The organism is Dokdonia pacifica, from assembly GCF_900188275.1.
Taxonomy (GTDB): domain Bacteria; phylum Bacteroidota; class Bacteroidia; order Flavobacteriales; family Flavobacteriaceae; genus Dokdonia; species Dokdonia pacifica.
Genome location: NZ_FZNY01000002.1, coordinates 132,914 through 145,850, shown reverse-complemented (window position 1 = coordinate 145,850; position 12,937 = coordinate 132,914). Strand labels below are relative to the sequence as shown.

13 protein-coding genes are annotated in these 12,937 nt (G+C 33.4%); 9 read left to right on the top strand and 4 right to left on the bottom strand.

The window, feature by feature from the left end:
• Positions 1–3: 3 nt before the first annotated feature.
• From CHB80_RS07925 to porX, 4 genes are all read right to left on the bottom strand, one after another.
• Entirely contained in the window at positions 4–1,203 is a 1,200-nt protein-coding gene (locus CHB80_RS07925; RefSeq protein ID WP_089370917.1) for an alanine dehydrogenase, read from the bottom strand.
• 73 nt (positions 1,204–1,276) lie between these two features.
• Positions 1,277–1,876: a hypothetical protein gene (locus CHB80_RS24375; protein WP_179218112.1), complete on the bottom strand. Its 600-nt coding sequence runs from the start codon at positions 1,874–1,876 to the stop codon at positions 1,277–1,279.
• A 359-nt stretch (positions 1,877–2,235) separates the two neighbouring features.
• Positions 2,236–2,643: a tRNA (adenosine(37)-N6)-threonylcarbamoyltransferase complex ATPase subunit type 1 TsaE gene (gene tsaE, locus CHB80_RS07915; protein WP_089370915.1), complete on the bottom strand. Its 408-nt coding sequence runs from the start codon at positions 2,641–2,643 to the stop codon at positions 2,236–2,238.
• A 218-nt stretch (positions 2,644–2,861) separates the two neighbouring features.
• Positions 2,862–4,409 (bottom strand): T9SS response regulator signal transducer PorX, encoded by a 1,548-nt coding sequence (gene porX, locus CHB80_RS07910; RefSeq protein ID WP_089370914.1) that lies wholly within the window; start codon positions 4,407–4,409, stop codon positions 2,862–2,864.
• Between the two features lie 106 nt (positions 4,410–4,515).
• Here porX and CHB80_RS07905 point away from each other — a divergent pair, with 106 nt between their 5' ends.
• From CHB80_RS07905 to fabG, 9 genes are all read left to right on the top strand, one after another.
• Entirely contained in the window at positions 4,516–5,742 is a 1,227-nt protein-coding gene (locus tag CHB80_RS07905) for an HD domain-containing protein (RefSeq protein WP_089371317.1), read from the top strand.
• A gap of 23 nt (positions 5,743–5,765) precedes the next feature.
• Complete coding sequence (gene lpxD, locus CHB80_RS07900) at positions 5,766–6,788, top strand: UDP-3-O-(3-hydroxymyristoyl)glucosamine N-acyltransferase (protein WP_089370913.1); 1,023 nt, start codon at positions 5,766–5,768, stop codon at positions 6,786–6,788.
• Positions 6,785–8,191, top strand: coding sequence for a bifunctional UDP-3-O-[3-hydroxymyristoyl] N-acetylglucosamine deacetylase/3-hydroxyacyl-ACP dehydratase (locus CHB80_RS07895; RefSeq protein WP_089370912.1), 1,407 nt, complete (start codon positions 6,785–6,787; stop codon positions 8,189–8,191). Before lpxD ends, CHB80_RS07895 begins: the two co-directional genes overlap by 4 nt.
• Before the next feature lie 9 nt (positions 8,192–8,200).
• On the top strand, positions 8,201–8,986 hold the full coding sequence (gene lpxA / locus CHB80_RS07890) for an acyl-ACP--UDP-N-acetylglucosamine O-acyltransferase (protein ID WP_089370911.1): 786 nt from the start codon (positions 8,201–8,203) through the stop codon (positions 8,984–8,986).
• Between the two features lie 119 nt (positions 8,987–9,105).
• Complete coding sequence (gene efp, locus CHB80_RS07885) at positions 9,106–9,672, top strand: elongation factor P (RefSeq protein ID WP_089370910.1); 567 nt, start codon at positions 9,106–9,108, stop codon at positions 9,670–9,672.
• 21 nt (positions 9,673–9,693) lie between these two features.
• A complete protein-coding gene (locus CHB80_RS07880; protein WP_089370909.1) occupies positions 9,694–10,632 on the top strand; it encodes a UDP-3-O-(3-hydroxymyristoyl)glucosamine N-acyltransferase in 939 nt (312 codons plus the stop codon).
• Positions 10,629–11,042, top strand: coding sequence for a nuclear transport factor 2 family protein (locus CHB80_RS07875; protein WP_089370908.1), 414 nt, complete (start codon positions 10,629–10,631; stop codon positions 11,040–11,042). The genes CHB80_RS07880 and CHB80_RS07875 overlap by 4 nt, the downstream gene beginning before the upstream one ends.
• Positions 11,043–11,105: 63 nt before the next feature.
• Positions 11,106–11,978 (top strand): succinate--CoA ligase subunit alpha, encoded by an 873-nt coding sequence (gene sucD, locus CHB80_RS07870; RefSeq protein ID WP_089370907.1) that lies wholly within the window; start codon positions 11,106–11,108, stop codon positions 11,976–11,978.
• Between the two features lie 196 nt (positions 11,979–12,174).
• Complete coding sequence (gene fabG / locus CHB80_RS07865; RefSeq protein ID WP_089370906.1) at positions 12,175–12,921, top strand: 3-oxoacyl-[acyl-carrier-protein] reductase; 747 nt, start codon at positions 12,175–12,177, stop codon at positions 12,919–12,921.
• Positions 12,922–12,937 lie beyond the last annotated feature (16 nt).

The following is a 12,937-nucleotide window of genomic DNA, read 5'->3' as shown; positions in this document are numbered from 1 at the left end:
ATATTAGAATATAAGAAGATTGATATCACGATAATGCAAATTAAACCAATTTGCTACCGACTTATTGGTCAAAACGCCGTGGTAAAAATACAAACCGTTTTTCAATCCTTTATCAAATCTTAGCTTATTTTCAATCCCTCCTTCTTCACCTATATCTAAAAGGTAAGGAGTGAAGATGTTACTCAATGATATTGAGGCAGTTCTAGCAAATCGAGCGGGTATGTTTGGAACACAATAATGCGTTACTTGATGCTTTACAAAAGTAGGTTTGTCATGAGAAGTTACGTCGCTGGTCTCAAAACACCCACCCATATCAATACTTACATCTATAATTACGGCTCCAGCCTTCATTCCTTGCACCATTGTTTCGGTAACAACAACAGGAGATCTATTTGCTCCTCGTATAGCGCCAATGGCAACGTCACACCTTTTTAGAGCCTTAATTAAATTTTTAGGTTGTAATGTAGATGTGTATGTAGGTCTCCCAATATTTGTTTGTATACACCGTAGTTTGGTGATTGAATTATCAAAAATTTTGACGTTAGCGCCAAGTCCTATGGCAGATCGCGCTGCAAATTCACCAACAGTTCCTGCTCCAATAATAACGACTTCAGCAGGTGGAACACCACTTATATTCCCTAGAAGCGTTCCTGTTCCTAATTCTGAATTACTCATAAGCTCTGCCGCTACTTGAACAGCTGCAGTGCCAGCAATTTCAGATAACGTACGCACAGCAGGGTAGGTGCCATCATCATCTTTAATAAATTCAAAAGCAATAGCTGTAACTCTTTTGCTAGCTAATTTTTCAAAATAATTTTTTGATTGTGTTTTTAATTGTAATGCAGAGATAAGAACCGTTTGTGGATTTACCATTTCTAATTCTTCAATAGAGGGTGGCTCTACTTTAAGAATCATTGGACAAGAAAAAACTTTGGCGGTATCGTTAGTAACTTCGGCTCCAGCCTCACTGTAATCTTTATCAGAATAGTGAGCTCCTTCACCAGCTTTAGATTCTATAAGAACACGATGACCATTTGCCGTAAGAGCAGCTACAGCATCTGGGGTAAGACATACGCGGCGTTCTTGAAAATGAGCTTCTTTAGGAATGCCTATAAATAATTCACCTTTCTTCTTAGCAATTTCAAGGGTTTCTTCTTGAGGTAATAATTGTGCTTTCGTAAAAGGACTATTGGGAGTATCCATAAATATATGTCAGGTTGTTACCCAAAAATACGGATTTAAAAAAGAATTCTTATTAGTTAAATTGAGTAGGGTGTTAATTACTCATAAACATTGGATCATCATCATCTTCGTCATCATCATTTTCATCTATAGTATGATATGACTGAATTTCTCCTTTCCAATTCACACGACTTAATTCACTCAAGTCAATCCCATATAATTTATCAAAAATTTTAGTTCTAACTGTATAAGAAAAAATAAGCATGATAAAAATAATAGGCCCAAGTATATACAATACTTTTGAATCTGGAAATTCAATTTCATCATTCAATATTGTATATATCTGAATAATAATCATGCAAATAGGTACTAAAATCGCATGATACCACCAGTGTTTACAGGTAAAAAACCAAATTAATAATAAAAAGAGAGGAACAATTTTATTGAACAATGTCCAAAACAATACTTGAACACTTCCATAATAGTTACTACTTATTACACCAAAAGGAGAATCCCAGACGTCACCATCCGGGATTCCCTCATAAAGATAAAAAAAGTAAGGTGATATTATGATAAATAATGCAATTATGCTACCATAAAATAATCCTTTCTTTTTATTTACATGGATTTTCTTATACGTTATTGTATTGTCCTGGGATTTTGACTTTTTTCTTGTCAATTGCTTGGGTTGCATTTGTTTCGTTAGTTGCAGTGTACATAAGAGCAGTAGCGCCTGCTATAAGCAGAGCTAATAGTAAAGCTTTAACTTTCATAATCGTGAGTGTTTAATATTAATGATTTGTTACAACAAAAATCATTAAACACTTCAAAAGTTAAGCTATTCCATTTTTTTTGTATATTCGCGCGTTTTTATAAAAAAATACATGCTTTTCTTATGATTACACTTGGTTTATTAACTATCCTTTAAAAACATTTTTTTCGTTAAAGAGAATTTTAAATTGTTTTTCATCGCATTATATTAAAATAAATTCAGAATTCACCTACAAAATACTCCTACCTAATGCTTAAAATTTTAACATTATTTTAACATTGTTAGTTTAGTTTTATTAATCTTTCGCCAATTTCATTCATTGAAATATGTATTTTTTGACTATTCTCTGGTATAAAACTTCTTATTTTCTCTGGCCATTCTATAAATATCCAGTCGCCTTGGTCAATATATTCTTCAAAACCAATATCAAGTATTTCTTCTTCTTGCTCGATTCTATAGGCATCAAAGTGATAAATAGTTATATCATCTTTAGCCTTATATTCGTTAACTATTGAAAAAGTGGGACTTGAGACGTTATCAGTAACGCCTAAATGTTTTGCTAATGAAGTAATGAGTGTTGTTTTTCCAACACCCATTTCGCCATAAAAAAGTAAGATATTACTTTTTGCATTTTCAATAATACGCATAGAAATACTATCTATTTGTGATAGTATGTAGGTTATTTCCATTTTATATAATTCAACTTGGGACTTTAAATATATAAAAAATGAATCAGAGGTTACGAAGACAAAACTACACTACATAAGACTTTTGTAAGTAAATACTTCATTTAGTAAAGTGATGTTTTAAATACTATCATAAATTAATAAAAAATAAAACAGCATACAATTAAGTATAAATATAAATTATATGCTGCTTATTATAATATTTATTTTCAAATTTAAAACTACCTAGGTTCTAATATTGCTATTGGAATAATCATTTCTTCAAGTGATACCCCTCCATGTTGGTATGTATTTCTATAATAACTCACATAATGATTGTAGTTATTTGGATATGCAAAAAACAGATCACTTTTAGCAAAAATAAATGAACTACTCATATTTATAGTTGGTAAGTGAATCGTTCTTGGGTCTTTAGCTGCAAGTACTTCTTTATCTTCATACGTAAGACTACGCCCAGTTTTATAACGTAAATTTAGACTTGTATTCTTATCTCCAATTACTTTTGATGGGTTCTTTACATTAATAGTACCATGATCTGTAGTGATAATAAGTTTAAAGCCCATTTGTTGAGCTTGCTGTATCATTTCTAGTAACGGAGAGTTTTTAAACCAGCTTTCTGTAAGAGATCTATATGATTTATCAGTACTTGCAAGTTCTTTAATCACTTCCATTTCTGTTTTAGAATGTGAAAGCATATCTACAAAGTTATATACCACAACCGTGAGGTCATTATTCTTTTGAGACTTAAAGTTATCAGCTAGTTTTTTTCCATTTTTTAGATTGGTAATTTTATGATATTCCCAATTGATGTCTAAGTGTAGCCTTTTAAGTTGTTCTCTTAAAAAATCTGCTTCATGCATATTTTTCCCACCCTCATCTGTATCGTCAAGCCAATAATTAGGATGCCTTTTTTTCATTTCACTAGGCATTAATCCTGAGAAAATCGCATTACGAGCATATTGCGTAGCAGTAGGGAGAATACTATAATAAGCATCTTCATCTGTTTTTTTATAATAAGATGACAAATGTGGTTCAAACGCTTTCCATTGATCGTACCTAAGATTATCTATGACTACAAACAATATAGGTTCATCTTTCTTGATCTCAGGCACTACTTTTTCCTTAAATAATGTGTGTGACATAATTGGGCCATCATGAGATGCAAACCAATCTGGATAATTTTTATCTACAAACTTGCAAAACTGATGGTTGGCTTCTGTTTTTTGAGACTCTAAAATCTCAAACATACTAGGATCTTCAATGGTTTCTAATTCCATTTCCCAATAAATCAATTTTTGATACAACTCTGACCATTCTTCAAAAGAGTTTACCATAGAAAGGTCCATGGCTATTTTTCTAAATTCTTGTTGATATGAAGAAGCTGTTTTTTGAGACACCAAACGACTGTGATCTAAGTTTTTCTTTAAACTAAGTAAGATTTGATTTGGATTAACAGGTTTTATGAGATAATCAGCAATTTTAGAACCTATGGCTTCTTCCATAATATATTCCTCTTCACTTTTAGTAATCATTACTACAGGTACACTCTCTCGTTTGTTTTTGATTTCATTAAGTGTTTCTAGTCCTGTTAAACCAGGCATATTCTCATCTAGAAAAACAATATCAAAATTTTGCTCATCTATAATTTCTATTGCCTCAGTACCACTTGTACATTTAGTAACAGCATAGTTTTTCTTCTCTAAAAAGAGGATGTGTGGTTTTAATAAATCAATTTCGTCATCTACCCATAGAATGTTGATTGTACTCATATATTGTGTGGTGTGTTTATACGCTTTCGCGAAAGCAAATAATAACTCTCATAAAAGCTAGTATGATTAGTGGTATATTTGTTTAAACTCTTTAAATAATTCTGTGATAAAACAGGCTACCAAAGTTACTATAATTAACGATCCTATCTATGGTTTTATTACCATACCTAATGGTATCATCTTTAATTTAATTCAGCATCCATATTTCCAACGTTTACGTCGCATTACTCAAATGGGGCTTTCATACTTGGTATATCCGGGCGCACATCACACTCGTTTTCACCATGCAATAGGCTGTGTGCATATTATGCAGAAAGCACTCACAACCCTTAAAAACAAAGGAGTTGTCATTTCTAAAGAAGAAGAAGAAGCTACACTTATTGCCATATTATTACACGATATAGGACATGGTCCATTTTCGCATGCTATGGAAGAAGCGATTATTGAAAGTGTTCACCATGAGCAAATATCTATTGCTTTTATGGAAGCTTTGAATGAAGAGTTTAACGGAAGTTTAACGCTAGCACTTCAAATATTTAAGGGAACGTATACTCGTAAATTTTTAAATCAGCTTGTTTCTGGACAATTAGATATGGATCGTACAGACTATTTAAAGAGAGATAGTTTTTACACGGGTATGGCAGAAGGAAATATTAATACAGATCGTATTATTGCAATGCTTAATGTTTTTGATGATCAACTTGTTGTAGAAGAAAAAGGCGTGTATACCGTTGAAAAATTCTTGGTTGCTAGACGTCTTATGTATTGGCAGGTATATTTACATAAAACAGGAGTAGTTGCTGAACAGTTAATAACCCGTGTATTAAAAAGAGCAAAAGAAGTATCACATACGGGAATTGACCTGCCTGCGAGTAGTGCTTTATCATATTTTTTAAAAAATAAAATTGATCAACATAATTTTAAAGATGCATTAGATACTTTTTCAAAATTAGATGATTATGATATCATATCTGCTATGAAAGAATGGTGTTACACAGAAGATTTTGTACTTAGAGAATTATCTAAGTCTATTATAAATAGAGATTTATTAAAGGTTAAGATTCGTAAAAAACCATTTTCAGAAGAAAAACAACAAAAGCATATTAATCAATTAATGCAGCGTTATGACATTAGTTCTTACGAAGCTTCTTATTTTGTTTTTACAGGCAAAATATCAAATCAAGGATATAATTATACACAAGGAGGGATAAATATAGTATTGCCAAATGGCAAGATTGTAGACGTAGTAAAAGCTAGTGACCAATTAAGCTTAAAATCGTTAACAAAAGAAGTAGTTAAAAACTATATCTGTTACCCCAAACCTAAAGACTAAGTTTTTTGTTATTTTTGCCATACATGAAATTTACAGCAGCCCAAATAGCAGGTATATTAGAAGGAACAGTAGAGGGTAATCCTGAAGTTCAAGTTTCTAAGCTTGCAAAAATAGAAGAAGGAACATCTGGATCACTTACATTTTTAGCTAATCCAAAATATACTTCATACTTATATACAACAAAAGCATCTATTGCTATTGTTAATACAGATTTTGAACTTGAAAATAAAATAGACACTACACTTATACGTGTAGAAGATGCTTATAAATCTTTTTCAAAGTTATTAGAGTATTATAATCAAGTAAAACTTAATAAATTAGGAATAGAACAACCTAGTTATATTTCTGAGTCAGCCACCTATGGAGAAGGTCTTTATTTAGGAGCATTTTCCTATCTAGGTGACAATGTGAAAATTGGTAATAACGTAAAAATTTACCCTAATGCATATGTAGGTGATAATGTTACCATAGGTGATAATTGCGTATTATTTTCTGGTGCTAAGGTATATTCAGAATGTATCATAGGTGATTCTGTTTATATACATAGTGGTGCTATTGTTGGAGCAGATGGATTTGGTTTTACACCCAATGAAAAGGGAGAATATAGTAAAGTGCCTCAAACTGGAAATGTAATTATAGAAGACTATGTAGACATAGGTGCTGGTACTACAATAGATAGAGCTACTTTAGGTTCTACTGTTATTAGAGAAGGCGTAAAACTTGATAATCAAATTCAAATTGCGCATAATGTAGAAATTGGAGCACATACGGCCATTGCTGCTCAAACAGGAATCGCTGGATCTACAAAAATTGGAAAACATTGCCTCATAGGAGGACAAGTAGGAATTGTAGGACATATTACAATTGGTGATAGAGTACGTATTCAAGCACAATCAGGAATAGGACGTAATATTAAAGACGATGAAGTTCTTCAAGGATCTCCAGCGCTTAATTATGGAGATTATAATAAATCCTATGTCCATTTTAAAAATTTGCCAAAAATAGTTCAAACGGTTAATCAACTTGACAAAAAAATAAATCAATGAGTGAAGCTAGAGCACAACAATGTACAATAGCTAAGGAAGTCACACTTACCGGTGTAGGATTACATACGGGAGCCAATGTGACGATGACGTTTAAACCTGCTAGTGAAAATCATGGCTATAAGTTTAAACGTGTTGATCTGGAAGGGGAGCCTGTCATAGCTGCAGATGCTTCATTAGTAACAAATACTCAAAGAGGTACCAACCTTGAAAAGAATGGAGTTACTATTCAAACTACAGAACATGTACTTGCAGCATGTGTAGGCCTAGAAATAGATAATATCTTAATAGAGCTTAACGCATCAGAACCACCTATAATGGACGGTTCTTCAAAATTCTTTGTAGAAGCATTAGAAAAAGCAGGTATTCAAGAACAAGAAGGATGTCGTAATGAATATGTAGTAAAAGAAGTCATTTCGTATGTAGATGAAGAGTCTGGAAGTGAAATTATTCTAATGCCGGCAGATGAATACCAAATCACAACCATGGTTGATTTTGGTACTAAAGTGTTAGGTACTCAAAATGCAAGTATTAAACACCTTTCTGAATTTAAAGAGGAAATATCTGATAGTCGTACATTTAGTTTTTTACACGAAATCGAAATGTTATTAGAGCATGGCCTAATTAAAGGAGGTGATCTTAATAATGCTATTGTATATGTAGACAAAGAGTTGTCTCCTAAAACCATGGAGAAATTACGAGTTGCATTTAATAAAGAACACATTGCAGTAAAACCAAATGGTATTTTAGATAATCTTACCTTACATCACCCAAATGAGGCAGCACGCCACAAATTGTTAGATGTTATTGGCGATCTAGCTTTGATAGGTACACGCATAAAAGGGAAAGTAATTGCTAATAAACCTGGGCATTATGTAAATACACAGTTTGCAAAAAAGCTTCAAAAAATCATTAAGACAGAACGTCGTAATCACGTTCCTGATGTAGATTTACACGCACCTCCGGTGAAGGATGTAAATCAAATAATGGAAATGCTACCGCATCGCCCACCATTTTTATTAGTAGATAAAATATTGGAATTAACCGATACCTATGTGATAGGAATGAAAAATGTGACAATGAACGAGCCGTTTTTTGTTGGTCATTTCCCAGGAGCGCCTGTAATGCCAGGTGTTTTACAAATAGAAGCGATGGCTCAAACAGGAGGAATACTTGTACTTAGTACAGTACCTGATCCAGAAAATTACTTAACCTATTTATTAAAAATAGATAATGTACGTTATAAACAACAAGTAGTCCCTGGTGACACCCTCATTTTTAAATTAGATTTGATGTCTCCTATACGAAGAGGAATATGTCAAATGCAAGCGAGAGCCTATGCAAATGGTAGACTCGTATCAGAAGCCGAGATAATGGCTCAAATTGTTAAAGTAAAGAACAACTAACATACATATATGAATCAACCACTGGCATATGTGCATCCTGGTGCTAAAATTGCAAAAAATGTAGTGATAGAACCCTTTAGTACTATACATAATAATGTTGTGATAGGAGAAGGGAGTTGGATAGGATCTAATGTAACCATCATGGAAGGTGCTCGAATAGGTAAAAATGTAAGCATTTTTCCAGGAGCCGTTATTTCTGCGATCCCTCAAGATAAAAAATTCAATGATGAAGATACCGTAACTATTATTGGTGACAACACAACCATTCGTGAATGTGTAACCATTAATAGAGGTACTTCTGATCGTATGAAAACAGAAGTAGGTAAAAACTGTTGGATTATGGCCTATTGTCATATTGCCCACGATTGTATTGTAGGTGACAACTGTATCTTTTCTAATAATAGTACGCTAGCAGGACATATTACAGTAGGAGAACACGTTGTATTAGCAGGAATGGCAGCTGTACAACAATTTTGTACTATAGGAAGTCATGCTTTTGTAACTGGAGGTTCTCTAGTAAGAAAAGATGTACCTCCTTTTGTAAAAGCAGGTAGAGAACCTTTAAGTTATGTAGGTATCAATTCTATTGGACTTCGCCGTCGCGGTTTTACCACTGAAAAAATCCGCGAAATTCAAAACATTTTTAGAATTCTATATCAAAAAAACTATAACAATACGCAAGCTGTAGAAATTATAGAAGCTGAAATGGAAGCTACTCCAGAGAGAGATGAAATATTACAATTTATTAGAAACTCTCAACGTGGTATTATGAAAGGATATTTCAGTAATAATTAATATAAAAATATTGTATACGCTTTCGCGAAAGCATATATAGTTAGATCACAAGATCACATAATAATCGTTTAACCTTAAAATAGCAGTATAGATCATATAAATTTATACGCATTACAAATATGGCAACAACATCAGACATTCGTAACGGATTATGCATTCATTACAATCACGATATTTATAAAGTTATAGAGTTTTTACACGTAAAACCAGGAAAAGGCCCTGCTTTTGTTCGTACAAAAATGAAAAGTGTCACTAGCGGAAAAGTAATAGATAATACATTTTCTGCAGGGCATAAAATAGACGAAGTACGTGTAGAAACACATAAATTTCAGTTTTTATATCCAGAAGGCGATACCTATCACTTTATGAATGTAGAAGATTACAATCAGATTACATTAGAAAAAAATACAATAGATGCTGCCGAATTCTTAAAAGAAGGTGATGTAGTAACAGTACTTATCAACTCTGAAGATCAAGCACCGCTATCTGTAGATATGCCAGCAAGTGTTATTTTAGAAGTAACGCATACCGAGCCAGGTGTAAAAGGAAATACTGCAACAAATGCTACAAAACCAGCTACGGTAGAAACTGGTGCAAGAGTAAATGTTCCTTTATTTATTAATGAAGGCGACAAGATTAAAATTGAGACTGCCAAAGGGACGTATAAAGAAAGAATTAAAGAATAATTCTTTTTAAAAAACCTTAGCGTGAAATTTCCTCAAGCACATACATTACAACAAATAGCTACAATTATACAAGCAACTCCTGTGGGAGATGCAAACTTCCCTGTATTGGGCATGAATGAAATTCATGTGGTAACACCAGGAGATATTGTATTTGTAGATCACCCAAAATACTACTCAAAAGCCTTAGAAAGTGCCGCTACTATTATTCTTATTAATAAAGAAGTAGAATGCCCTGAAGGAAAAGCATTATTGATTTCTGACGATCCATTTAGAGATTTTAATAAACTCACAGAGTATTTTAAAGGGTTTATGAGTGCACAAAATCCGATAGCAGATACTGCAACTATAGGAGAGGGAACAGTTATACAACCTAATACTTTTGTTGGTAATCATGTAACCATTGGTAAAAACTGTTTAATTCATTCTAATGTTAGTCTCTATGACTATACAGTAATAGGTGATAATGTTACTATTCATGCAGGAACAGTATTAGGTGCAGATGCATTTTATTATAAAAAACGTCCAGAAGGCTTTGATAAATTAAAATCTGGAGGACGTGTTGTTATAAAAGATCACGTAGACATAGGAGCAGCTTGTACTATAGATAAAGGTGTTACTGGAGATACGACTATAGGAGAGGGTACTAAAATCGATAATCAAGTTCATATTGGCCACGATACAGTTATAGGGAAAAAGGTGTTAATTGCATCTCAAACAGGTATTGCTGGATGTGTTATCATAGAAGATGAAGTAACATTATGGGGTCAAGTAGGCATAACAAGCGGTATTACTATAGGTGAAAAAGCTGTAATCTCTGCACAAAGTGGTGTAAGTAAATCTTTAGAAGGTAAAAAGAGTTACTTTGGCACTCCTGCAGGAGATTTTAGAGAGAAATATAAAGAGATTGCCAATCTTAGAATGGTGCCAGAATTAATAGAACAATTAAAGAATAAGAAATGAGTACAAGCGGTAAAAGTATTGTAAGTGATTTTTACACATCAGACTTTTTTAATGAAAATGCTAATGTTAAAAAACATCTTCATCCCGAAATGGAACTTTTCTGGAATGCAAGAACTGGATATTCGCATATGCGTATAGAAGATATCTCTGCAGTGACTTCAGAAGCTTCCAAGTCTTTTGAAAGTGTACGTTGTGAGATCACACACTTACTAGAAGATGGAAATAATGTAACCATACGATTTACTTTTTTTGTTAGTACTATTGAAAACCCAAATGAAGAAGTTCCCGTAGCTCATTTTGTAGCTATTTGGGAGATAAAAGACGGTTTGATGTATAAAGGATATCAAATGAGTCAACCCGCAGAAGAAAGTCAAGAAGCTATGATTTCTTATCAAGGTGTAAATTTGTAAAAATACCTTCGACAAAAGCCCACAAAAAACTATTTTTGCAACAGCAAAACTTAAAAACATACAATGAGCGTTTTAGTAAATAAAGATTCGAAAATTATTGTTCAAGGATTTACAGGTAGTGAAGGTACATTTCACGCTGGTCAGATGATTGAATATGGTACAAATGTAGTAGGAGGTGTTACCCCAGGAAAAGGAGGGCAAACACATCTTGATCGTCCTGTTTTTAATACTGTAGAAGAAGCGGTTCAAAAACTAGGAGCAGATACAACTATAATCTTTGTCCCACCAGCTTTTGCTGCCGATGCAATTATGGAAGCTGCAGATGCGGGTATTAAAGTTATTATTACAATCACAGAAGGTATTCCTGTTGCCGATATGATTAAGGCATCAGATTATATAAAAAATAAAGACTGTCGTTTAGTAGGACCTAATTGTCCAGGAGTAATTACTCCAGAAGAAGCAAAAGTTGGAATCATGCCAGGATTTGTTTTTAAGAAAGGACGTGTAGGTATCGTATCAAAATCAGGAACGCTTACTTATGAAGCTGCAGATCAAGTTGTAAAACAAGGACTTGGAATTACAACAGCTATCGGAATAGGAGGAGATCCTATTATTGGAACGACAACAAAAGAAGCTGTAGAGTTATTAATCAATGATCCAGAAACAGAAGCTGTTGTTATGATTGGAGAAATTGGTGGACAATTAGAAGCAGACGCTGCAAATTGGTATAAAAATAGTGGTAGCACAAAACCAGTAGTAGGTTTTATTGCAGGTGAAACAGCCCCAGCTGGTCGTACAATGGGACATGCAGGTGCAATCGTAGGAGGAAGTGATGATACAGCTCAAGCTAAAAAAGCAATTATGAGAGAATGCGGAATTCATGTTGTTGATAGTCCTGCAGAAATCGGAAAAAGAATAGCAGAAGTTTTAGGATAACTGCTAAAAATAATTATGATAAACTTATCATAAACTTTAAAAACCTCTTGAATTTTCAAGAGGTTTTTTTGTGTAAGCCCTTACGCATTTCCTTATATTTGATACTACCAATTAATTGATGAAATACGTCTTTTAATGTATTTTATTGTTTCTTGGCAATACGACACACATTGTACAGATTAAACGACCAACATATATGAAATTACTAGAAGGAAAAACAGCCATTATTACCGGAGCCAGTCGTGGTATTGGAAAAGGTATTGCCGAAGTTTTTGCACAACATGGAGCAAATGTAGCATTTACATATAGCTCTTCTGTAGATGCAGCAAATGCACTTGAAAATGCACTTAATACTGCAGGAGTAAAAGCTAAAGGTTATAAAAGTAATGCAGCCGATTTTGAACAAGCACAACAACTTGTAAAAGATGTAATAGAAGATTTTGGAAGCATCGATATTCTTATCAATAACGCAGGGATTACTAAAGATAACCTCTTAATGCGTATGTCTGAAGAAGATTTTGATAAAGTAATTGAGGTAAATCTTAAGTCTATCTTTAATATGACGAAAGCTGTACAACGTACTATGCTTAAACAACGTCATGGAAGTATTGTAAATATGAGCTCTGTTGTAGGAGTAAAAGGGAATGCTGGTCAAGCAAATTATGCAGCATCAAAAGCCGGTATGATTGGTTTTTCAAAATCAATGGCATTAGAATTAGGATCACGTAATATCCGAACGAATGTAATTGCTCCTGGGTTTATAGAAACAGAAATGACAGCAAAGCTTGATGAAGAAACGGTTAAGGGATGGCGTAATGCAATACCGCTAAAAAGAGGCGGTTCACCTGAAGATATTGCAAACGCATGTGTTTTCTTAGCAAGTGATTTAAGTGCCTATGTTACTGGACAGGTACTTAATGTAGACGGAGGAATGTTAACTTAAAAGTCATTAGAAGACT